This window comes from Bradyrhizobium sp. USDA 326 (assembly GCF_049739485.1).
In the GTDB taxonomy this organism is placed as follows: domain Bacteria; phylum Pseudomonadota; class Alphaproteobacteria; order Rhizobiales; family Xanthobacteraceae; genus Bradyrhizobium.
Window position 1 is genome coordinate 5,575,309 of the sequence record NZ_JBMGQA010000001.1, and the last position, 22,427, is coordinate 5,597,735.

Annotated in this window: 22 protein-coding genes and 1 pseudogene; 10 read left to right on the top strand and 13 right to left on the bottom strand. The window is 63.8% G+C overall.

What is annotated here, in order from left to right:
- Positions 1–97: 97 nt before the first annotated feature.
- The 7 genes and pseudogenes from ABIG06_RS26125 to ABIG06_RS26155 all read right to left on the bottom strand — a co-directional run bounded on the left by ABIG06_RS26125 (position 98) and on the right by ABIG06_RS26155 (position 6,602).
- Positions 98–1,303, bottom strand: a complete 1,206-nt coding sequence (locus ABIG06_RS26125; RefSeq protein WP_370139135.1) for a phosphopentomutase — start codon at positions 1,301–1,303, stop codon at positions 98–100.
- Positions 1,291–2,241 carry a beta-xylosidase gene (locus tag ABIG06_RS26130; RefSeq protein WP_370139136.1) on the bottom strand — a complete coding sequence of 317 codons (951 nt, stop codon included), beginning with the start codon at positions 2,239–2,241 and terminating at the stop codon, positions 1,291–1,293. The genes ABIG06_RS26125 and ABIG06_RS26130 overlap by 13 nt, the downstream gene beginning before the upstream one ends.
- Positions 2,238–3,005, bottom strand: coding sequence for a TIGR04290 family methyltransferase (locus tag ABIG06_RS26135; protein ID WP_370139137.1), 768 nt, complete (start codon positions 3,003–3,005; stop codon positions 2,238–2,240). The genes ABIG06_RS26130 and ABIG06_RS26135 overlap by 4 nt, the downstream gene beginning before the upstream one ends.
- Positions 3,002–3,802, bottom strand: a complete 801-nt coding sequence (locus ABIG06_RS26140; protein WP_370139138.1) for a nucleotidyltransferase family protein — start codon at positions 3,800–3,802, stop codon at positions 3,002–3,004. Before ABIG06_RS26140 ends, ABIG06_RS26135 begins: the two co-directional genes overlap by 4 nt.
- 2 nt (positions 3,803–3,804) lie before the next feature.
- Positions 3,805–4,909 (bottom strand): annotated as a pseudogene (locus ABIG06_RS26145) (CgeB family protein).
- Positions 4,906–5,502, bottom strand: coding sequence for a histidine phosphatase family protein (locus tag ABIG06_RS26150; protein ID WP_370139140.1), 597 nt, complete (start codon positions 5,500–5,502; stop codon positions 4,906–4,908). The pseudogene ABIG06_RS26145 and the gene ABIG06_RS26150 overlap by 4 nt, the downstream one beginning before the upstream one ends.
- A complete protein-coding gene (locus ABIG06_RS26155; protein WP_370139141.1) occupies positions 5,502–6,602 on the bottom strand; it encodes an inositol-3-phosphate synthase in 1,101 nt (366 codons plus the stop codon). The genes ABIG06_RS26150 and ABIG06_RS26155 overlap by 1 nt, the downstream gene beginning before the upstream one ends.
- 326 nt (positions 6,603–6,928) lie before the next feature.
- Here ABIG06_RS26155 and ABIG06_RS26160 point away from each other — a divergent pair, with 326 nt between their 5' ends.
- The 4 genes from ABIG06_RS26160 to ABIG06_RS26175 all read left to right on the top strand — a co-directional run bounded on the left by ABIG06_RS26160 (position 6,929) and on the right by ABIG06_RS26175 (position 10,641).
- On the top strand, positions 6,929–7,216 hold the full coding sequence (locus tag ABIG06_RS26160) for a hypothetical protein (protein ID WP_124158470.1): 288 nt from the start codon (positions 6,929–6,931) through the stop codon (positions 7,214–7,216).
- A gap of 15 nt (positions 7,217–7,231) precedes the next feature.
- Complete coding sequence (locus ABIG06_RS26165; protein ID WP_370139142.1) at positions 7,232–8,152, top strand: hypothetical protein; 921 nt, start codon at positions 7,232–7,234, stop codon at positions 8,150–8,152.
- Between the two features lie 73 nt (positions 8,153–8,225).
- Positions 8,226–9,995 carry an SDR family oxidoreductase gene (locus tag ABIG06_RS26170; RefSeq protein ID WP_370140907.1) on the top strand — a complete coding sequence of 590 codons (1,770 nt, stop codon included), beginning with the start codon at positions 8,226–8,228 and terminating at the stop codon, positions 9,993–9,995.
- 175 nt (positions 9,996–10,170) lie between these two features.
- Complete coding sequence (locus ABIG06_RS26175; protein WP_124158471.1) at positions 10,171–10,641, top strand: metallophosphoesterase family protein; 471 nt, start codon at positions 10,171–10,173, stop codon at positions 10,639–10,641.
- A gap of 39 nt (positions 10,642–10,680) precedes the next feature.
- Here the strand turns inward: ABIG06_RS26175 and ABIG06_RS26180 are convergent, their stop codons facing one another.
- On the bottom strand, positions 10,681–10,863 hold the full coding sequence (locus ABIG06_RS26180) for a hypothetical protein (protein WP_124158472.1): 183 nt from the start codon (positions 10,861–10,863) through the stop codon (positions 10,681–10,683).
- An 847-nt stretch (positions 10,864–11,710) separates the two neighbouring features.
- Between ABIG06_RS26180 and ABIG06_RS26185 the strand changes: the two genes are divergently transcribed.
- From ABIG06_RS26185 to ABIG06_RS26205, 5 genes are all read left to right on the top strand, one after another.
- On the top strand, positions 11,711–12,337 hold the full coding sequence (locus ABIG06_RS26185; protein WP_370139143.1) for a DUF2243 domain-containing protein: 627 nt from the start codon (positions 11,711–11,713) through the stop codon (positions 12,335–12,337).
- Positions 12,309–12,473, top strand: a complete 165-nt coding sequence (locus ABIG06_RS26190; RefSeq protein ID WP_199751315.1) for a hypothetical protein — start codon at positions 12,309–12,311, stop codon at positions 12,471–12,473. Before ABIG06_RS26185 ends, ABIG06_RS26190 begins: the two co-directional genes overlap by 29 nt.
- A gap of 14 nt (positions 12,474–12,487) precedes the next feature.
- On the top strand, positions 12,488–13,273 hold the full coding sequence (locus ABIG06_RS26195) for a succinate dehydrogenase iron-sulfur subunit (RefSeq protein ID WP_370139144.1): 786 nt from the start codon (positions 12,488–12,490) through the stop codon (positions 13,271–13,273).
- Between the two features lie 80 nt (positions 13,274–13,353).
- The gene (locus tag ABIG06_RS26200) at positions 13,354–13,791 is read left to right on the top strand and encodes an NUDIX hydrolase (protein ID WP_370139145.1); all 438 of its coding nucleotides are present in this window, start codon (positions 13,354–13,356) and stop codon (positions 13,789–13,791) included.
- Positions 13,792–13,841: 50 nt separating this feature from the next.
- The gene (locus ABIG06_RS26205) at positions 13,842–14,702 is read left to right on the top strand and encodes an SIR2 family NAD-dependent protein deacylase (RefSeq protein WP_370139146.1); all 861 of its coding nucleotides are present in this window, start codon (positions 13,842–13,844) and stop codon (positions 14,700–14,702) included.
- A 41-nt stretch (positions 14,703–14,743) separates the two neighbouring features.
- On the opposite strand, the gene ABIG06_RS26210 is transcribed toward ABIG06_RS26205, so the two are convergent.
- The 4 genes from ABIG06_RS26210 to ABIG06_RS26225 form a co-directional block, all read right to left on the bottom strand.
- Positions 14,744–15,721 (bottom strand): patatin-like phospholipase family protein, encoded by a 978-nt coding sequence (locus tag ABIG06_RS26210; protein WP_370139147.1) that lies wholly within the window; start codon positions 15,719–15,721, stop codon positions 14,744–14,746.
- 69 nt (positions 15,722–15,790) lie between these two features.
- Complete coding sequence (locus tag ABIG06_RS26215) at positions 15,791–16,027, bottom strand: DUF3551 domain-containing protein (protein ID WP_370139148.1); 237 nt, start codon at positions 16,025–16,027, stop codon at positions 15,791–15,793.
- Between the two features lie 201 nt (positions 16,028–16,228).
- Positions 16,229–18,466: a glycogen debranching protein GlgX gene (glgX, locus tag ABIG06_RS26220; RefSeq protein ID WP_124158479.1), complete on the bottom strand. Its 2,238-nt coding sequence runs from the start codon at positions 18,464–18,466 to the stop codon at positions 16,229–16,231.
- 20 nt (positions 18,467–18,486) lie between these two features.
- Positions 18,487–18,762 carry a DUF3606 domain-containing protein gene (locus ABIG06_RS26225; protein WP_124158480.1) on the bottom strand — a complete coding sequence of 92 codons (276 nt, stop codon included), beginning with the start codon at positions 18,760–18,762 and terminating at the stop codon, positions 18,487–18,489.
- A 184-nt stretch (positions 18,763–18,946) separates the two neighbouring features.
- On the opposite strand from ABIG06_RS26225, the gene treZ reads away from it, so the two are divergent.
- Positions 18,947–20,776, top strand: coding sequence for a malto-oligosyltrehalose trehalohydrolase (gene treZ / locus ABIG06_RS26230; protein WP_370139149.1), 1,830 nt, complete (start codon positions 18,947–18,949; stop codon positions 20,774–20,776).
- A gap of 27 nt (positions 20,777–20,803) precedes the next feature.
- Here the strand turns inward: treZ and ABIG06_RS26235 are convergent, their stop codons facing one another.
- Positions 20,804–22,222: a cytosine permease gene (locus tag ABIG06_RS26235; protein ID WP_370139150.1), complete on the bottom strand. Its 1,419-nt coding sequence runs from the start codon at positions 22,220–22,222 to the stop codon at positions 20,804–20,806.
- Positions 22,223–22,427 lie beyond the last annotated feature (205 nt).

Genomic DNA, 22,427 nt, shown 5'->3' on the forward strand with positions numbered 1-22,427 from the left:
GTCTGGGAGTTAGAAGCGGTGCAAGGAATGTTCGTTCCTGCGAAACCTACAAACGAAAAGTTCTTTAACCTGGATCAATAACCCAGGTGAATCGCGCCTAGAAATGCGCGCCATGAAGCGGCGCCGGCAGATGGAGATGTCTTGCTACGGTTGCACCGATATCGGCAAACCCGGCGCGACGGCCAGCCGGAGACCTTGATTGCGCGGTCCACGCCAGGATCGGGACCTGCTCGCGCGTGTGATCGGTGCCGCTCCAGGTCGGATCGCAGCCATGATCGGCGGTGATGATCAGGAGATCGTCGCCTCGCAGGCGGCTCAGCAGTTCGGGAAGGCGGGCGTCGAAGGCTTCGAGCCCCGCTGCGTAGCCCGCGACGTCGCGACGGTGGCCGAAGAGCGTGTCGAAATCGATGAAGTTTGCGAACAACAGCCCGCCCTCTGCAAGGCTTGCGAGCCCGTCGAGCGTGGCATCGAAAAGTGCCGCATTGCCGTCGCCACGCAGGTTTCGCCCGGTGCTGCGATGGGCGAAGATGTCATCGATCTTCCCGATCGTGACGATGTCGCGGCCGGAGATGTCCGCAAGGTCGAGGATGGTTCGTTCGGGCGGAGGAACGGAGAAGTCGCGCCGGTGCGAGGTGCGCTTGAAGTTGTGCGCGTTTGATCCGACGAACGGACGCGCGATGACGCGGCCGATGTTCAAGGGGTCGACCAGCCGCCTCGCAATCGTGCAGACATCGTAGAGTCGCTCGAGCCCAAACGTCTCTTCGTGAGCCGCGATCTGGAACACGCTGTCGGCCGAAGTGTAGCAGATCGGCTCGGCGCTTCGGATGTGGCGCTCGCCGAATTCGGCGATGATCTCGGTGCCGGAAGCGTGGCAATTGCCGAGGATGCCGGGCAATCCGGCCTGTTCGCACAGCGTCTCCACGAGATCGCGAGGGAAGCAAGGTTGGATCTTTGGAAAATAGCCCCAGTCGAACGTGACAGGCACGCCCGCAATTTCCCAATGACCCGACGGCGTGTCCTTGCCCCTGGATATCTCGCTCGCGCATCCATACTGCGCATGTTGAACCCGACCGTCGAGCCCGGGCGGGACGCGGCCGGTAGCAAGACGGCAGGCCTCGCCCAGGCCCAGCGCCACGAGATTGGGAAGCTGCAGCGGCCCCTCCCGCTGCGGGCTGTTGGCGTGCCCGGCCGAACACGCATCGGCGATGTGGCCGACGGTATCGGCACCTTCGTCGCCATAGATGACAGCGTCGGGCGCTGCGCCGATACCGACGGAATCCATCACCAGGATCAGGGCACGCATGTCGACTCCCTCAGCGGCGGAGAGACGCCGATGGAAGAGGCGAGGCCGGTCTTCGTGCAGTAGCGCTCGACCATCTGCGCGCAGAAATCAGCGAACTCGTTCACGTCGTGCGGCGGGCTGGTGTGATGAGGTTCGACGCCGCGGTGTTCCGGCGTGAAGCAGAAGGTCACAGTGACATCGAATTCGGCCAGCGCGTCCATCTGGCGGTCGAACCAGTCCATCGCATTGGGACGGAAGCTGTCGGCCCATGACAGGCCGGTCCGCAAGTGCCGCACGCCGAGGCGGCGCATCCAGCGCACGGCGTCATCGAGACGATGGTCCTCGAAGTGAAACCACTGGCACAGGCCCATGTCAGGCGCATATTGGTCGAACAGCCCCGCGGCGGCTTTCGGTGTTCCATCCTCGCGCAGCAGGCCCATGTGGAAATGCCGATAATAGGAGGACCCCTCCGCCTCCTTGTGCCGGGTGGTTGCCTCCCAGGCCGAGGGGAGATCGTAGAGGCTGTACCAGTGGATGCGCGGCGCGCGGCCGATCAAAAGGTCGGCGGTGCGCGACAGGCCCCACGCCTGCACCTCCTCGGCGCCGAACGAGGAGACGCCGACCTCGGTCACCCAGACCGGGAGCGAGGTAACGGCCTTGATCTCCTCGATCTTGGCCGGCCATTCCCCGATCTGCCACAAATTCCAGTCGAGCGGAAAGCCGTGGACTGCGACAGCGTCGACGTGATCGAGCACGCCGCGCGCCTGCATGTTGCGCATGAAAGAGGGATCGATGGGGGAGATGCCGCCGAGCACGCGCGGCAAGGTCGGATGCGCGCTGCGGATGGCCTTGGCGGCCGCGAGCGCGAGACCTGCGAACATTGCCCAGTCCGGGTCGATCAGGAGGTCCCAATGCGACTTGTTGTTGGGCTCGTTCCAGATCTTGGCAGCCTCGATCATCGGCCCATCTCCCGTGACGGATAGACCGGCCCGTCAGCCTGCGGCCGCCCCGTGCGCTTGCACAGATAGACTTCATCCTCCGGATGGGCCGCGATGACAAAGCCCGCGCTGCGCAGCATGGCCTCGACGCAGGCGCGATTGGGTACCCACCAATTGGTAGGGTCGTCGGCATATTTGTGCTCGATGAAGTGCAGCTTCGGGTAGCCCGATGCATCGAACTGGTCGGTGGTCCAGAAATCGTAGTTCTTCTCGATGGGGTCGACGCGGCTGTCGCCGCGCTGCATCGACTGGAACAGCAGGAGATCGCCGGCCACGTGCTCATGAATCAGGTCGAGCGCGAGCAGCGGATGCCGCAGGTGGTAGAGCACGCCCATGAAGATCACGAGGTCGAACTTCTCGCGGAGCTGCCCGACATCGTAGGCCGACATCTTGCGGAACTCGATTCTGAGCCCATTCACCTCGGCCGCGAAGCGGGCCTGGGCCAGATACTCTTCGTCGGTGTCGAGACCGAGCACGCGTTCGGCACCACGCCGCTTCATCTCCATGGCGTAGAAGCCGGCATTGCAGCCGATGTCGAGCACGGTCTTGCCTTCGAGTCGATCCGGGATGATCCCGGAGAAGCGCTGCCACTTCACATTGGGATAGTCGCCGAGAAAGTGCGACGGCGCGGTCGGCACGCCCTTCAGGTTGAGATTGTGAAACCACGGCCCCAGGGCATCGACACGCTGGCGGATTTCCTCGCGGGAGAGGACACCTCTGGTCATGCAATCGCTCCGTGGTTCACTGTGACCGGGCGAGCGCCGTCCGATGACGCGCGGGTCCGCAACTTCGAACGGCCCTCGGCGCTATCAGCGAGCAGGGCCATCGCGGTGCGATAGCCGTCGATGGTGCCGACATCGACGTAGGATTCGCCGGCCTTGATGCCGATGCCGCGGCCACCGGCCGAAAGATACGCGTTGACCAAGGTCCCGAAATATTCATCCCGGCGTTCGCGTGCGTTCCAAAGCGACTGGAGCTCGCGGAAGCCGCGCGCCGACATTTTGAATGCGCCCCAGATCCAGCGCGAGGCTGCATTCGGCTGCTTGACCTGGATCTCCGTCACGTGCTCGCCATCGAGCACCACCGCATCGAAGAATTCGGGGTGCTCGACCGGGAATAGCAGGAACGAGAGGTCCGCATCCGGCAGGGATTGCAGGGCCGCCTTGGGAAACCACACGGTATCGGGTAGGCCGACGATGACATCCTCGTGCTGCCCGACGACTGTGCTTGCCCTGAACACGGCGTCGCACAGTCCCGCTGCATCGGGTTGCACGACATAGGCGAGCTCGGCGGTGCCATAATGGTCGCCGAAATATTCGAGGATGTCGGATTTACCCGGCGAGATCACGAAGCAGATCTTGTCGGCACCGCCGAGGATGAGGCGCTCCAGGAGATATTCGGAGACGGCGCAGGGGCGGTCTATACCGTCGTCACGCCGGCTGCCGACCGGCAACAATTCCTTGGAGAAGGCGAGCGGCTGGATACGGCTGCCGCGACCCGCGGCCGGAACGATGCCCCACATGATCAGGCCTCCTCGGGTTGTTGCCGGCTCACGCGGCGCGATGCGATCTGCTCGAGCAGTACGACCAGTTCGCGCGCACGCTTGTCGGACGTATGCTGGTCCATCGTGCGCTCATGGGCACGCTGCGCCATGCGGCGGAGTTCGGCATCCGTCATCGCGAGCGCGGCGAGTGCATCGTGCTCGTCGCGGGCGATCAGGATCTCCTCTCCGGGTGCGAAGAAATCCGATATTCCCAGCCAATCGTCGCTCAGCAGCGGCGCGCCGCAGGCCGCGGCCTCGAACAGCCGGCCCGACGGACACCAGCCCATCTCCGCCATGGCCCGGCGCGTGACATTGAGCGTCAGCCGCGATGAGGCAAAGAAGGGTGCGTGCTCAGGCGGCGGCAGGTGCCGCACAAAATAGATGTTTGGCGACCATGGAAATGTCTCGGGATACTGCGCCCCACCGATCAGGAAGCGGAGATCATTGCGCGCCCGCGCGGGCGCGACGAAAAGCGTCTCGAGCGTGCGCTGGCGGTCCTCGGAGTAGGTGCCGAGATAAGACAGGTCGGCACGATAATGCGGCTGGGGCGCGACCGGCCGATGGATGTCGGTGTCGACATGGCCGTAGAGCGGCCGGGTATCGCGCGCGCCGAGCCTGTCGCGGAACTCATCCGCGACGCGAGGTCCGCCGGTAAAACTGAGCACCAGCTCGAAATCGCGCAGGCCGCGCGGGCCGATATAGGGAACGGCTTCGCCGGCCAGGAGCCTTGCGAGCGTGATCGGAGTGTCAAGGTCGTAGAACACGGGAACAGCGCGACCTTCCGAGAGGATCAGGTCGGTCGCCGCAATCGCGTCGGGGCAATAGGAGGTCACAATTGCAACGTCGGCATCAACGGATGTCAGCGCCTGCAGCCTGACGCACATCGTTCCAGTCCGAGAACAGCCGGAGCTTGCCCCCGGGCAGTTCGTGGAGATCCCGGGCGGCGGCATAGTAGGGAACGTCGCGCTCGAAGAAGACGACACTGTGTCCCGACCGTGCGAGATGCTTGCACAGGCCGCGCCACAAGGTGGCGTGCCCGTTGCCCCAGGATGAGGAGATTGTCAGGCCGAAGATGACGATCTTCACGCCGGCACCCGCTGGTTGATCCCGGTGATCTTCATGCCGCGGCTGTCGGCGCGGAGCGTGCTGACGCTCGCAGGATCGATCTCGATCGAGAGAAACTCGTCGAGCGGCATGCGCGAATAGTGCAGCAGCGCGGCGCGGATCGGCTCGGCGTGGCTGACGGCGACGACGGTGCCGAGATTGCGATCACCACGCAGTTGCTCCAGATGGGCAACGATGCGATTTTGAAGCGACCGCATGCTCTCGCCGCCGGGCGGTCGGCTCGCGCCGCGTCGCCCATTCCAGCGCGACCATCGTGGATCCGGTGCGAGATCGTCAAACGATCGTCCGGTCCATTCGCCATAGTCGAGCTCGTCGAGGGCGGGGACGATCTCGACCGGCAGTCTGAAATGCGCTGCGAGAATGCAGGCCGACTGTATGCTCCGCCGCTGCGGGCTGGATTGAATGAGAGTTGGCCGGCGCGCGACGGTCCCGGCACAGCGAGCCATTTCCGCGCAACCGAGATCGTCAAGCTCGACGCCCTTCATCCGGCCGCACAGAATGCGACCGAGCAGGGCATGATGACCATGCCGGACGAGATGAATGATCCTGGCCATCACGCATGCGCCTTGTCGTCGATGAAGGCCCGCGTCCGCCGTCCGGCCTCCTCATCGGTGAACTGCTGCGGCGGTGACTTCATGAAATAGCTCGAGGGGCCGGTCAGCGCTCCGCGCTGGCCACGGTCCATCGCGAGCTTGGCGCAGCGGACCGCGTCGATCACGACGCCCGCCGAGTTCGGGGAATCCCAGACCTCGAGCTTGACCTCGGCGCTCAAGGGCACGCCGCCGAACGTCGTTCCCTCCAGGCGGATGAAGGCGAGCTTGCGGTCGGTGAGCCACGGCACGTGATCGCTCGGCCCGACGTGGATGTTGTCGGGGTCCATCGGGACGTCAAACTGACTGGTCACGGCCTGGGTCTTGGAAATCTTCTTGGAAGCCAGCCGTTCCCGTTCGAGCATGTTCTTGAAATCGGTGTTGCCGCCGACATTGAGTTGGTAGGTGCGATCGAGCCGCACCCCGCGATCGCGGAACAGGTTGGCGAGCACGCGATGCAGGATGGTGGCGCCGACCTGGCTCTTGATGTCATCCCCTACGATCGGCAGGCCGGCCTCCTCGAAGCGGCGCCGCCACTCCGGGTTGGAGGCAATGAAGACGGGAATGCAATTGACGTAGCCGCAGCCCGCTTCGATGGCGCGCGCCGCGTACCATTCGCTGGCCCGCTGCGAGCCCACCGGCAGATACGACACCAGAACGTCCGTGCGTGACATTGCCAGCACCTCGGAAACATCGGCCTCAGGAACGTCGGCAACCGGAACATCCTCCGTGAGATAGTGCCCGATGCCGTCCATCACCGGTCCGCGTTGCACGATGATTCCGGTGGGCGCGACGTCGGAGAAGCGGTGCGTGTTGTTTGGCTTTGCGAAGATCGCCTCGGCGACATCGCGCCCGACCTTGCTGGCATTGACGTCGAAGGCGGATGCGATCTGGATGTCGCTGATATGGTAGCCGCCGAGATCGGCGTTCATCAGTCCCGGGACCGGCTCGTTGGACTTGGCATTCCGGTAATAGGTGAGGCCCTGGACGAAGGAGCTCGCGCAATTGCCGACGCCGACGAGTCCGACGCGCACGCGGCGCCTGTCTTGAAGACGAGAATGCATGGAATGAAGCCCTCCGGGAAACACGCGGCGTCGGTAAGTACGTCGGCGAACGTGCGGAGGGTATGTTCGTTCCTGGGAAGGAATGCGAGCGTTGCGTCGCGAGCGATTTCAAGCCGAAGAAATGCGAGCAGTTTAACATGGGATAGAATCCCAAGCCGTGCCCAGGGAACGAAGAGCCTTCATGATGAAGATGAAGAAGATGATGCTGGGCGTACGAGTGCGCTTGGAGCTCGAAAGAACAAATCCGGCCGGGGCGCGTTTGTTGGCTAATGGGCGGCGTGACGGGGATGCTCATCGCGCGGCCGTGCCAGCATGTGAGGTGCAACATGGCGTCGAGGACAGAGACCACCGAAGGACAACAAACGACCAATCACGATGTGATCCGAAAATGGACCGAGGAGCGGGGCGGCAAGCCTGCGACTGTGAAGGCGACGGAAGAGAATGGGCATGCCGGCATCCTGCGCATCGATTTCGATCCGCCGGACGAGGGGCTCGACCGCATCGGCTGGGACGAATTTTTCGAGAAGTTCGACGAGGCCGGCATTGCGTTCCTGCACCAGGACCGGACCAAGGACGGCAAGCTGAGCCGCTTCCACAAATTCGTGCGGCGTTAGCTCGGCGACCGCGCGGTGACGAGCGGCTGGGTCGAAGCGATGCGGGCGGGTGACTTCGCGCGCGCCTGGGCGATCAACGATCGTGACCTCATGCAGGTCGCGTATCCACCCAAGCATAGCGGCCCGAGGCATCTTCAGCGGATCTGGCGCGGCGAGGATTTGAGCGGCAGGCACGTGATGGTCCGCTGCTACCACGGGCTCGGTGACACGATTCAGTTTCTGCGGTTCATGCGGCCGCTTCGTGACATCGCGCGCAGCGTCACCTTGTGGTGCCAGGCCGAACTGTTGCCGCTCGCCGCAGGGGCCGCAGGTGTCGACCGGGCAATTCCGCTCCATGATGGTGCGCCCGAGATCGATTTCGAGGTCGACATCGAGATCATGGAGGTGCCACACGCGATCAGGGCGAGAATGGAGCAGGTCGGGATGGCCGCGCCCTATGTAACGTTGCCCCCGGTGCCCTCGTTCACCGCGCCAGCCGGGCGAGATCTCGCTGTCGGCCTGGTCTGGGAGGTCGGCGACTGGGACAAGCGGCGCGTCATTCCCGTCGCACTGTTGGGTCATCTCGCCATGGAGGGCGTCACACTTTGCTCTCTGCAGCGCGGGGCACGCGCCGAAGAGCTCGACGGGATCGGTGCGCGGGACATCAGTACGCCTGATATCGTGGCGCTAGGCCATCTCCTGGGGCAGCTCGATCTCCTCGTTTGCGTCGACACCATGATCGCGCATCTTGCGGGCGCGCTCGGATGCGAGGCCTGGGTCTTGCTGCACGCCGATTGCGACTGGCGCTGGCCCCAATCCGGCGTGCGCTCGTTGTGGTATCCGAGCCTGCGGCTGTTTCACCAAAAGAGCCCGGGCGATTGGAGCAACGTCATCGCCGAGGTGCGCGACGCACTGCGGGCGCGCCTTAAAGCGGGCCAAGCGATCGCGGCGATGTGATTTCCGGGATCTCGATGAGGAACGAGCGTTGCTCCCGCGGTTTGAGCAGAGGTGCTCGCAAGGGAAGACGCTCATGCAAGATTCCGATGCCGCTTTGTCGGCTGCCGGCCTGTCGCGGGTGACAGACGATATCTGGATCTTCGACGACAAGCCGATCAGCGCCGCCGGCCTGCAACTGCCCGTTCGCATGACCGTTATCCGCTTGTCGAACGGCGAGCTCGTGCTGCATTCGCCGGTGCGATATTCGCCGGCCCTTCGCCATGAGCTGGAACAGCTGGGTGCGATAAGATATCTGCTTGCGCCGAACGTCGCGCACTGGATGTTTCTGCCCGGCTGGCAAAGGGAGCTGCCGCAGGCTGCGATCTTTGCCGCACGAGGCCTTGCAGCGCGCAGGCAGGTTCGGTCGGCTGGCCTCCGTATCGATCGCGAGCTCGGCGACACGACACCGGACGAATGGAGTGCCGATCTTGAAACGGTATCGGTGAGTGCTCCGATGTTTTCGGAGGTCGAGCTGTTCGACAGGCGAAGCCGGACACTGGTTCTGACCGATCTCGTGCAGAACCTCGATCCCCATCACCTCAGCGCGTCGAATGCGGCCGCGGCAAACCTGCTCGGGATTGCCAAGCCGGACGGGAAGGCTCCTGTCTATCTGCGGCTGCTGCTGCGCCTCGGCGGTCGTTCGGCGCGGGCGGCAGCCGAGCGGCTCGTGAAGCTGGCTCCGGAGCGGGTGATCTTCGCGCATGGAGACTGGTTCGAAACACAGGGAATCGCGCGTTTGCGGCGATCCCTGCGCTGGCTGCTTCCCGTGCACGTGTCGGGACGTGAGCAGGAGGGGATGGTCGGCACGCGCGTCGTTATCACCGGCGCCTCCAGTGGAATCGGCCGTGCCGCGGCGCTGGCCTTTGCCCGCAAGGGCGCAAGTGTGGTGCTCGCGGCACGTCGCGGTGAAGTCCTGGCGCGGCTTGCCAGCGAATGCGAGGCGCTTGGAGGCCGGGCGTTGGCCGTGCCGACCGACGTCACGGATGCGCAGGCGGTGCAGCAATTGGCCAGAGAGGCCGAAGATGCATTCGGCGGCATCGACGTCTGGATCAATAACGCTGGCACAGGTGTGTTCGGGGCTTATCAGGACGCGGACATCACGCTTCATCGCCGGACGATCGAAGTCAATCTGCTTGGTACCATGCATGGCGCCTACGCGGTGCTCCCAATTTTCCTCCGCCAGAAGCGAGGTGTCTTGATCAACAACATCTCGCTTGGCGGGTGGGCGCCCACGCCCTTTGCCGCAGCCTATACCGCCAGCAAGTTCGGCCTGCGCGGCTTCACGGCGAGTCTGCGTCAGGAGCTCCGTGCCCATCCAGATATTCATGTCTGCGGCGTCTTTCCGGCCATGGTTGATACACCTGGCTTCGTCCACGGCGCCAACAGCTCCGGACGAAGGCTCGATCCGGGTCCGCTGCTTTATCAATCCGAGGACGTGGCCCGGGCGTTCGTGCACCTCGTTCGCGCGCCGCGTGACGAGGTGGCGGTGGGGTGGCCGGCGCGCGCCGGCCAGCTGGCCTATGCGATTGCTCCTGAGATCACCGAGAACATCCTGGGAGCTGCATTCGGATGGCTGCTGTCGCGCGCGCGTCCGGAACCGAGAAACGATGGCACCTTGATCGAAGCTGGTCCGCAGGGCACATCGGTTGACGGCGGTTGGCTGGCGCGCAAGCAAATTCCGCCGGCCGGCGTGCTCAGCAAGGGGCTGTTGGTGCTCGGGATCGCTGGTTGTCTGGCTCTCGCGATATCGAAGGCCGGCCGCGCGTCCGGACCTCGGGCGCGACTGCGGCGGCGCCGCGTCTGAGGCGCGCGGCTCGACTACTGCCGCCGCTCCGGCAACGCGTAAGCCCGAACGTAGTCGCCGAGCTTCGTGCCGAATGGCCATGGCCACCGTCGACCATCACGACGTACTGCTTGCCGCTGACGGAGATTGCGAGACGCCTGCTCGCTGGACGTGTTGCGTTGAAGCATGAGCCGACATGATGTTCAGGATTGGGGTGATCTCCGATACGCATGGACTGCTGAGGCCGGAGGCGGAGCGTTGCCTCGCCGGCGTCTCGCACATCATTCACGCCGGCGACATCGGCGCCCAGGCTGTCATGGACGGACTTTGCCGGATCGCGCCGGTCACCGCGATCAGAGGAAACGTCGATCGCGGTGCTTGGGCTGAACGTTTTCCTGAAACTCGAACGCTGCGCCTTGCTGGCCGCGGCTTCTACGTCCTGCACGATTTAAAGGAACTGGCGGTCAATCCTGCGGAGCTCGGGGTTGACGTCGTGGTCTCCGGCCATTCCCACCGCGTGCGGATCGAGACCGCCGGAGGCGTGCTCTATTTGAATCCGGGAAGTGCGGGGAAGCGACGCTTCAAGCTGCCGATTACGCTGGTGACGCTCGAGCTCAATCCGGGCGGGCCGCTACGGCCCGTCATTCATCATCTCGACAGGGTTTGACGCGAGAGACACAGGCGCTGCCATAATTGTGGCTGCTGCCTAATGCGTATTTGATTTGTGCCAACGCTCCAGGTCCAGCGGCGGCCGTTTCGGATCGATCTGGTCCGCCTCGGGATTGCCTTGCCAGGGCTCATTCGTTTGCCGGTGAGTAGGCATGTCCGTCTGCTGGCGCGGATCGTCGAGTGGTGTCTCTCGAGGATCGTTCTCGGTGGCCTTTGGCATGTGTTTTCCTGGCGAGTTCGCACGATGATCTATGGCGGCGCTCGGCCTTCTGATCAACCCGGGCAGCGGCAGCTCGTTCCCCGTGGCCGTTGCATGGGCTCGCGCCGCGGCAATCGGCGCGGGAACGACCGCGGCGCCTGCTCATTTCTCATGTCGAAGACCGACAGAGGAGCGAGAAATGTCAAGAATGCCTTCCGTACCCGAAGAGCAGCGGAGCAATAAAGGACCTGGTTCGGATCCGGCGACAGAGGTGGAAGAACGAGTGCCGGGCCGCGAGAATTTCGACACCCAGGGACGTCACGGCAACATCAAGCAGAACACGACCAACCAGGGCTATCAGCAGGATCGATGATGCTTCGGCAGAACAGATGCGACAGGAGAGGGGCAATGCGCGTGCCGAACCTCGTGCTGGTTGTCATGCTGGCAAGTGTTTCCATCGGACCCGCATCGGGACACGGAGGCGGTGGAGCTTCGGGCGGCGGTGCCGGAGGAAGCACAGGTGCCGCTCCCGTCGGAGGCAGCGGCGGCCCTTCGTCGCTTCTTGGAACCAATGCGGCCGGAACCGCGCAATCCGGCGGTGGATCCGGCCCGCGGGGATCGATCACCGTGGGACGGCCCGGCAATCCGGCGGGGGGCACCAACATAGGACGTATTGACGGCACGGTCACCCCAGGTCCCTCCTTGCCGGGCGACGATCAGATCCGGTCAGAGAGTTCTCAGGATTCCGAGGCCGATCGAAAGATCAAGAGCATCTGCAAGGGATGCTAGCGGATGATCAGGACGCCGGCTCGTCCGGCGTCCAGTCGAGATCCTCGCGCCTCGACAGCATAATCCATGTTTAGTCCCGGTGAATTGGCGCGCCGACCGAAAGCTCGATCTGAGCGGGATGGATCACCACAGGAACGCCTGCGTGCGGGATGGCTTGTACTGGCGTCAGAAGTGCCGAGCCGCGCACGAGTTCGCCGAAATGCAAGACGGGCAAGACAAATTCCCGACGTCCACAGGCGTTATTCTCGGGCTTGGCCTGGGCGCCTTCTTCGACGGCATCGTCTTTCACCAGCTGCTGCAGTGGCATCATATGTTGAGCGGCTGGTATCCGCTCAACTCCATCGAGAACATCAGGCTCAACACGACCTGGGACGGCATCTTCCACAGCGCCGCCTACGTTCTCGTGCTCGCCGGGCTTTATCTGCTGTGGCAGCGGGCGCACAGGAGCGAGTTACGGTGGTCTCGCTGGCATTGTCTCGGTACGATCCTGATCGGATGGGGCATCTTCAATCTGCTCGAAGGCGTGGTCGATCACCAGATCCTCGGATTGCATCAGGTGAATGAGACGGTGCCTGACGCCCAGCGCATCTACTGGGATATCGGATTCCTGCTGTGGGGGGCTGCGATGATCGTCATGGGCGCGGCCATGGTGCGAGCGGGCGTGCGGGAGGGAGTGCATGCGCAAGGCAACCTACAGGCTCGTTAGAAGCACGCCGCCGGCTCTGGTCTATGTGGCCTTTGTGTTGCTGCTCGTGCTCGCGGTGGCGCCGGCGTTTCGCGTCGTCCTCTTCGGCCTCTCCCTGGATGATCTCCTGCAGTTGCGCTGCTTTGGGCCAGCTTGACGGAGGAGGCGATCATGGTCGAGTTCAGGCTGCCGAGAAACTCCCGCATCGAGCAGGGAACGGTCTGGCCAAAGCCGGCCGGCAAGGCCTTGCGCGAATTTCAGATCTATCGCTGGAATCCCGACGATGGCCGCAATCCCAGGCTCGACACCTACTTCGTCGATCAAACCGATTGCGGGCCGATGGTGCTGGACGGCCTGATCTGGATCAAGAACAACATCGACGCGACCCTGACGTTCAGGCGGTCCTGCCGGGAGGGCGTTTGCGGATCCTGCTCGATGAATATCGCCGGCCAGAACACCCTGGCCTGCACCAAATCCATGAACGAGGATGTTCCGGAAGGCGAGCCGCTCCGCGTGCTTCCCTTGCCGCATCAGCCGGTGGTGAAGGATCTGGTGCCGGACCTGACGAACTTCTATGCGCAACTTGCGCTCATCGAGCCATGGCTCCAGACCACATCGCCCACGCCGCAGAAGGAGTGGCGGCAAAGCCATGAGGATCGGGCAAAGCTTGACGGGCTCTATGAATGTATCCTCTGCGCCTGCTGCTCGACGTCGTGCCCGAGCTATTGGTGGAATTCCGAGCGTTTCCTGGGCCCGGCAGCTTTGATCCAGGCGGCACGCTGGATCAACGACGGCCGGGACGAAGCGACGGGCGAACGCCTCGACATGCTCGAGGATCCCTTCAGGATCTATCGCTGCCACACCATCCTGAATTGCGCGAAAGCTTGCCCCAAAGGTCTCAATCCCGGAGAAGCCATTTCAGCCCTGCGGCTCAAGATGGTCGAACGCAAGTTCTGATCGCGGTCGGGGTACCAATTCGCAGAAAAGGAACCATGGCTGCGGCGTTCGCTTATCAACCGCCAGTTTGGAGGCGTTTGATGGGAAAGAAACAGTTTGCCGCTTTGCCGTTTCGTCTGGACAAGTCCGAACTGCGGGTGATGCTGATCACGACCCGGCGCAAGCGCAGGTGGAGCGTCCCAAAGGGGTCGCCGATGCGCAACAAGGAGCCGCACCTGACGGCTGCGCTCGAGGCCTATGAGGAGGCGGGCCTGGTCGGCGTCGTGGCGACGCGCGCGGTGGGCAGCTTCAAGCATCGCAAGCGAAAGGGCGATCGCAAGCGGACCATGAACGTCGACGTCTTCCCCCTGAAGGTCAATGGGCGGGAGCGCTGGTGGCCCGAGAAGGGAGAGCGGGAGGCCATCTGGGTCTCGCCGAAGGCGGCGGCGCGTCTGGTGCACAAGGCGCAGCTCCGGCGCCTGATCGCCCGCTTCGCGGCGCGAACGGAGTGGAGCGTGTCATCGCCGCTGAGCGCGTGAGCGGTGGCCGTGCTTTAGGAACCCTCCGCCCGCGCAGTCATTCAAGCCGGATGGACCAACGAACGACAGGGCTGATAGCCGAGCAGCGACCGCCTCACGAAATCCTGGCAACGGCGATCGAGCGACGCCGCGCGATCCTGTTCGTCGGCGCCGGCGTCTCGGTGACCGTCGGCTTGCCGTCCTGGCAGTCTCTGATCGAGCATCTGTTGGACGACCTCGGTTTCGAACGCAATGTCATCGACGGAATGCACGGCGGCTATCAGATGCTCGCGGAGTATTACCGGCTCAAGCGCGGCGGAATCGGGCCGCTCCGCAGCTGGCTCGACCGCAACTGGCGTGTCGATCCCCAGAGGATCGCGAGCTCCGAGCTTCACCGGCTGATCGTCGAGCTGGATTTTCCGGTCATCTACACGACAAACTACGACCGCAATCTCGAAACCGCCTTCGATGTCCTGAAAAAGCGCTACGCGAAGATCAGCAACGCCAAGGAGATCGCGAGCGCTGGCGCTGATGTCACCCACATCATCAAATTCCATGGCGACTTCGACGATGATGCCTCGCTCGTTCTGACCGAGACCGATTTTCTCAATCGGCTCGCCTTCAATTCCCCGCTCGATATCCGGTTTCGTGCTGATGCGCTGGGAAGCACGCTGCTGTTCATCGGATACAGCATGTCCGATCCCAATATCCGGCTGCTGCTGCATCGCATTTGGCAGATCTGGGACGAGTCCGGGCACAGCCAGGATCGCCCGAAATCCTTCGTGTTCGTCGCACAGCCCAACCCGGTGCAGGAGGCTGTGCTCGCGAACTGGGGCATCACCACCATCGCTCCGCCCGACGGCATGGCCGCCGATGACGGTCTCACGCAGTTGCTGCGCGACATTCGCCAGCGCATCGACCGAAAGACCTGAGACCTAAAGGGGCTCGGCTCCACGTCCATTCGGAGACATCACTATGGCCGCCGCACGCTGCAGATCCCGTTTGGGATCGGGGCCAGGCTTGCGGAATATTGCATGTCCAGAAAGCCGGCCCGCCAGCGCTGCGCCATGGCTGTCTCCGACAGATCGAAGGATTTTTCAGGTCCGGCTTCCTCTCGGCCCGGGCGGTAGCTCAGGAGGTAGATCTCGTCGTCGTAGTCGAGGTCCTGAAGCTCGGCGCGGAGCTGACGCGCTTCCAGGGCGTAGCCAAGACGCTGGAAGGTCTGGTTGCCGAACGTCAGGTCGCTCTTGCGTTCGGCCGCGGACTCGAGCCCGTCAGGGACCTTGCCGTCGCGCGGAAAGAGTTCGATGACATAGAGGCGGAGCGGGCGCGCAGTCTCCAGAATCGGGTCGAATGGCGCATTCAGCGAGAACCCGCCATCGCCAAGCCACCGGCCGGCGATCTGCACCGGAGCGAATTCAGGGAGGAATCCGCAACTGGCCAGGATATGATCCATTTCGATCCGCTCAGACGACGAGTCGAACAGCACGGCGTCGCCGCTCTCGAGGTCGGTGGCGCAGATCGTGATGCGCGGATCGCCGCTGTTCAGACGTCCGAAATCGATCAACTGCTGAAGGCGTTCGCGAGTCGGACCGAGATCGTAGAGGCCTCCGAAGTGAGATGCCGGAATCGGGAGACGGGGATGGAAGAAGCCGGTATGACCAAGGAGGCGGGTATTGATCGAGCTCAGCCAGGCGAAGAGATGGCGGCCGGTGTCTGGTATCGCAGGCGCGCGATCTGCTCCATGCCAGTAGCTCCGTAGATTGCGTAGCCGATCGGCGCTCGGGCTCCCCGCGATCAGTGCCGCCGTGATGGCGCCTGCCGATGAACCGGTTATCCAATCGATCGGCGACCGAAGAGAGCTGAGCGCTTCGAACACACCGGCATGATACGCACCGAGGCCGAGACCACCGGAGAAGACGACGGCGGTGAGCGGGAGCTCGGCTGCCATTGCGCCGCTCGGCTCAGCGCTGCGATCAGGCAAAACCGCCTCCGCTTGCCAGCCTGGAAGTCAGGCTGATCACCGGTATCCCCTGTAACGGCGCGCATAGGCGTAGCGGGGATTGATGCCGCAATAGGCGTTCGTTCCCGATGCGCTTGCCATGCACTGAGCGTAACTGGCGAACTGGCAGTTGCCTGGATAGCCCCAGATCCGGCCCTGCAGACAGTAGCGATCTTGCGCCATCGCGGCAGTCGAGGCGGCGAAGCTGCCCATGATCGCGAGAGCGGCGGTCGCCGTGAGCAATCGATATTTCATCCTGGATCTCCAATTTCGACATTGAACGCGGCTCGTGATACGGTGTTCCAAGGGCGCGCACAGCGCGCATGCTCGCCATTTGAGGCGAGCAGTTAACCTGTCTGAAGCCGCTCGGTGCGGATCGCGGCCGGGGCGACGGCCGGCGACGTCCGCGGATTTGCCCATCTGCCAGCAATGTATGTCGTCTGCACGGTGATTGCTCTAGCCTGGCAAAGGTGTATCGGCAACGTCCAGTAGTGCGCCGAGCCCCTGACGGAGGCGTCGCGTCGCGATGCTGTCGTTCGCCAGGCCGAACACCACGAGCGAGCGCGCCGTCACTGCGTAGGCGTGCCCGAACTCGAACTCGGCCATGGGCGCGTCGGGCCGATTGGTGTCGATCAAGCCCAGCCAGCTGCGCCCGTCGGTGACCTCCGGCAGGGTGAAGTTCACGACGTCATGATGCGCGTTGTAGACCAGCAGCATAGTCGCATCCGAGCCACGCCGCTTGATCCCGGTCTCCTGCGCGCGGCCATCGAGCAGCATCCCGAAGCATTTGGCATTGCCATCCTCCCATTGCTCGGTCGTCATCTCCTCGCCCAACGGCGACAGCCAGGTCACGTCCTTGACGTCGAGCTCCTCGTTGTGCGAGCCGACCAGGAAGCGGCTGCGGTAGAGGATGGGAAACGCCTTGCGGGTCGCAACCAGCTTGCGCGTGAACTCGCGCAGGCTGCGGCCGTTCGCGGTGATGCCCATCCAGTCGAGCCATGTGGTCTCGTTGTCCTGGGCGTAGGCGTTGTTGTTGCCGTTCTGGGTGTGTCCGAACTCGTCGCCGGCGAGCAGCATCGGCGTGCCGTGGGAGAGCAGCATCGTCGCCAGCATATTTCGCTTCTGGCGCTCGCGCAGGGCAATGATTTCCGGATCGTCGGTCGGTCCTTCGGCGCCGCAGTTCCAGGAATGGTTGGTGCTGTGACCGTCGCGATTGTCCTCGCCATTGGCCTCGTTGTGCTTGTCGTTGTACGAGACGAGATCGTTCAGATTGAATCCGTCATGGGCCGTGACAAAGTTGACGCTGGCCCACGGCCGGCGTCCGCGCTTGTTGAAGAGGTCGCCGGATCCCGATACGCGCTTGGCAAAGTCGGCCAGCGTGCCCGGATCGCCTTTCCAGAAGGCGCGCACCGTGTCCCTGAACTTGTCGTTCCACTCGGCCCAACCAGGCGGAAACTGGCCGACCTGGTAGCCACCGGGCCCGATGTCCCAGGGTTCTGCGATCAGCTTGACGCTGGAGAGCACGGGATCCTGGCGGCATGCATCGAGGAAGCCGCCGCCTTCATCGAAGCCATACGGTTCGCGCGCCAGGATGGTGGCGAGGTCGAAACGGAAGCCGTCGACCCGCATTTCGGTCGCCCAGTAACGCAAGGAATCGGCGACGAGTTGCAGCACGCGCTGATGCGAAAGATTGACGGTGTTTCCCGTGCCGGTGTCGTTGATGTAGTAGCGCTTCTTGTCCGGCAGCAGGCGGTAGTAGCTGGCATTGTCGATGCCTTTGAACGAAAGGGTCGGGCCGAGCTCGTTGCCTTCCGCGGTGTGATTGTAGACGACGTCGAGAATGATCTCGATGCCATGGGCGTGAAACTGATTGACCATGGCCTTGAACTCGTTCGCGGACGGCGTCTTGAGGTAACGCGGATCGGACGCGAAGAAGGCGATGGAGTTGTAGCCCCAGTAGTTGCGCAGGCCTTTCTCGACCAGATAGCTATCGTCGACGAAGGCATGGATCGGCAGTAGCTCGGCGCTGGTGATGCCGAGCGAGCGCAAGTAAGCCGGGACTTCAGAATGTGCCAGGCCGGAGAACGTGCCGCGGTCGGCTTCCGGCACCAGCGGATGCAATTGGGTAAAACCCTTGACGTGCATCTCGTAGACGATCGTCCGCTCCCACGGCACTTCCGGCTTGCGCGATGCGCCCCAGGTGAAGGCGGGATCGATCACGCGGCACTTCTGCATCAACGGCGCGCTGTCGCGTTCGTCGTAGGAGAGATCCTTGTCGGCATGGTCGAGCCGGTAGCCGAACAACTCCGGTCCCCAGCGAAGCTGGCCGACCAGCTGCCTGGCGTAGGGATCGAGCACGAGCTTGTTGGGATTGAAGCGGTGGCCGGCGTCGGGCTCGTAAGGGCCGTGGACGCGATAGCCGTAGACGGTCCCGGGGCGGGCGGAGGGCAGATAGCCGTGCCAGACCTCGTCGGTATATTCGGGAAGCTCGATGCGCTCGAGCTCGGTTTCGCCGGTATCGTCGAACAGGCAGAGTTCGACCTTGGTGGCATGGGCCGAGAACAGCGCGAAGTTGACGCCGAGCCCATCCCAGGTGGCGCCCAGCGGGAATGGTCTGCCCTCGGTGATCCGGGTGCGGCGCAGGCTCGAGGCCGCCCGCGTCAGGGCGTCGTCTGAATGTACCGGTTGGTCCATCTTTGCCCCCGAACAGTCCGTCAGGATGCCGGCGCCGTCGCCGCGACCTCGGTCGTGGCTTGCTCACCGGCCGAAGCGATCACGGCGGTGGACGCCACGTCCGCCGGCTTGGACGGCGCGTTGGCTCTCTGCAGAGCTGCCTCCTTGCTGATCGCCGGAATCGAGTTGCCGATCCGCGCGACGATCGCGGTCAGCTTCGCGTCCGTCAGCCCGAGGCGCTTCTTGAGCAGGCGCACCTGGGCGCGGTCGGTCAGGTCGAGCTTGTTACGGATGGTCTGCGGCTTCGGGCGGCGCATGGCGACAGCTCCTGTCTAGGACGGTAACCGTCGCGCCGCTGATTCCGTTCCCCCCGCGTGCTGCAAATGTCCGGTCGACGCGGTCGAGGAACGAACGCGCTCGGCTCCGCTTTGTGGTCCGGACCGGCGCAAGCCATCTTGAAGCATGCCGACGCGCCGGGCATGCGGGCGAAAGGGGACGGGTTTGACGCACAGACTGGGAACGGCCGAGCAAGGTCGGCGCCATGGTCCCCAGATCGTCGATCATGGGGTCTCGTTCAACCTGTGGGCGCCGACGGCCCGATCGGTCGAACTGCTCGAGCTCGGCCAGCGGCCCCGCGGGATGCCGCGCGATGACGATGGCTGGTATCAGCTGCTGAGCCCAACCGCGCGCGCCGGCACGCGCTATCAGTTCAGGATCGACGACAACCTCGTCGTTCCCGATCCCGCCTCGTTCTTCCAGCCGGACGACGTCGGCGCGCCCAGCGAGGTGATCGATACCGCCGCACTGAGGGACCCGGTTCTCTATCCGGGCCGTCCCTGGGCGGAGGCCGTCATCTACGAGCTGCATGTCGGCACCTTCAGCGAGGAGGGCACCTATGCCGGCGTCGAGAAGAGGCTGCCTTATCTGCGCGATCTCGGCATCACCGCCATCGAGCTGATGCCGCTCAACGACGTTCCCGGCCGGCACAATTGGGGCTATGACGGCGTGCTCCTGAACGCGCCGAATGCCCGCTACGGCCGGCCGAACGATCTCAAGCGGCTGCTGCGGGCCGCGCATGCCCTCGACATCATGGTCTATCTCGATGTCGTCTATAACCATTTCGGCCCGCAGCTGAACTATCTGCACGTCTATGCCGAGAACTTCTTCACCGCGCGCCACACCACTGGCTGGGGGCCCGCCGTCAACCTCGAAGGCCACGACGGCGCGTTCGTGCGAAAGTTCCTGATCGAGAACGCTCTGATGTGGCTGCGCGACTATGGGTTCGACGGACTGCGGCTCGACGCGGTCCACGCGCTGAAGGACGATTCCGAGCGGCATATCCTGATCGAGCTTGCCGAGACCGTGCGCAGTCAGCTGGTGGGCCGGCATGTCCATCTGATGCTGGAGAACGAGGCCAATCAGGCGCACCTGCTCGCGCGTTCGCAGGGACGGGCAAGGTACTACGACGCGCAATGGGGCGACGATTTTCACAACGCGCTCCACGTCCTGCTCACGGGCGAGGACGAAGGCTATTACCGGGCCTTCGCAGACAAGCCGCTCGAACATCTCGCGCGATCCCTGACCGAGGGCTTTGCCTATCAGGGCGAAGTCTTTCCGCTGCACCAGGCGCCGCGCGGCGAGCCAAGTGCTCATCTGCCGCCCGAAGCGACCATCTTTTTTGCCCAGAACCACGACCAGGTCGGCAACCGTGCCTTCGGGGAGCGGCTTTCCGGATTGATCGGTCCGGACAAGCTGCAGCTCTCCCTGGCACTGGTTCTGCTGAGTCCGCATGTTCCAATGCTGTTCATGGGTGAGGAAGCCGCGGCCGACACGCCCTTCCTGTTCTTTGCGGACTGGACGGGTGAAGCGGCCGAACTGACACGGGACGGCCGTCGCAGGGAGTTTTCGCACTTCAAGGCTTTCGCAACCCCCGAAACGCGCGCCGCGATCCCGGACCCGTGCGACGAAGGAACCTTCCTGGCCTCCAGGCTGGACTGGACGAGCATCGACCAATCAGCCGCTGGCGCGAGGTTTCGAGCGCTGACAGCGCGGTTGTTGACGATACGGCGTGAGAAGATCGTGCCGCTGATCAAACGTGGCTTCGTTTCGGCGCAGCGACAATTGCTCGGCGCGGACCCCCGCATAGGCGGCGTGGATGTGCGCTGGCAGACCGAGCTGGGCGACGTTCTGCAGATCGTCGTGAACTTCGCCGGCCACGAACTCCCGATGCCGTCACTGGTCGACGGTGAAAGCCTGTGGCGATTGCATCCCCATGCCGCCGGAGCCCTTGCGCCCGGCGACATGATCGTGAGGCTTGGCCAGAAGGGCTGATCGCAGGACGCGATCCGTGCCCTGCCGCTACCTGCCGGCACTGCTCGCGACGACCGGTGACGGTGAGGTCGCGAATCTACCGAGCCCGAGATAGACGAGGCCCGCAACGCCGATCCCGAACAGCCAGCTGAGATCGGCACCGCCGAGCAGATTGATCGAGATCGGTCCCTGCAAGGCGCTGACGAGACCGTCCTGCACCAGCCATCCGGCAACGAGGCCGGCGAAGAACGCGATCATGCCGGCCCAGTTGATGTCGCCATAGGCGCTGGTCTCCGGCGAGCGGTAGAGCTCGGCCACCGCGATCGTGCCCTTGCGCTTGATGAAGAAGTCGGCGAGCACCACGCCGGCCCACGGGCTCATCCACAACAGCAGGCTGATCATCCAATGATCGAACGCCTTCGCGAACGACGGCGCGAAGATGAAGTAGAGGGTAACCAGATAGCCGGCGACGCCGACGATGATGGTGAGCCAGAAGCGCGAGAGTTTCAGCCCCGCGCTCAGCGCCGCCAGTGTGGCCGAATAGACGTTGAGGATGTTGGTGGCGATCGGGCCGTGAAGCACCATCAAAAGGACAAGGATGCTGACGGGACCGCCGAACACCGCGCTGACCATCTTGGCGGGGTCCGTGTCCAGCGTCGTCGAGGCAATGGTCGCGCCGAGAATGCCGAGCCACACCGTCGGCACGAACATGCCGACATAGCTGTACCAGAACACGGCTTTCGACGGCGTGGAGCGCGGCACGAAGCGCGAATAGTCGGAGGCCCAGGTGACCCAGGAAATTCCCCAGCCGACGCCGATTGCGGTCATCAGCATCGTCAGCATCGCAAGATGCGCGCCGGGCGGCAGCGAAGTGGTCAGGCTCCAGTTGACGACGCCGGGCCGCGTCCAGGCCAGCACGCTCATCAGCACCATGATGGCGATGGTCGGCGGCACCGTGTATTTCTCGAAGGTGCGGATCGCATAGAAGCCGTAGACGCCGATCAGCACCTGCACCGCCATCACCAGCGTGATGACGATCATCTCGATCAGCCATGTGTCGGGAATACCGAACTGGCCGAGGATGCCCATCGAGACCTTGACCGGAAAATAGGTGTTCACGCCGATCCAGCCCAGCGTCATCAGGAACATCAGGATGCTCGGCAGGTAGGCGCCGCGGACGCCGAAGGCGGACCGGCTCAGCACCATCTGGTTGACGCCGGTCTTGTGTCCCATCACCGTGAAGGTCGCGAAGATCGCGCAGCCGACGATGTTGCCGAGCACGATGACCGCGATCGTCTCCATCAAGCCGAGCTTGAGAATGATGCCGAGCGCGCCGAGCGCCCAGTTCACCGGCGCGATGTTGGCGCCGGCCCAGATCCACATCTGCTGCGGCCCGGAGGAGTCCCGGTCTGCGTCGGGAATTGGCTCGATGCTGTGAATATCAGCGCGAAGTTCGGAATCCGTCATGACATCCCCCAATACGAAGCACGCTTCGCATCATCGCAGCATAAATCGTGCCATGGAATGCGGAGCGGCCGGGCAGGCGAGCGCCGACGCCGGAGGTCACGCGCGTCGCGCCGGATGCGACTGCGTTTTCAAGCGCTGGCCGATCTTGCGCGTGAGTGCGCTTCGGCATGTCCGCCGCGCCGTGAGAGGCGGGCGATGTTGCTCG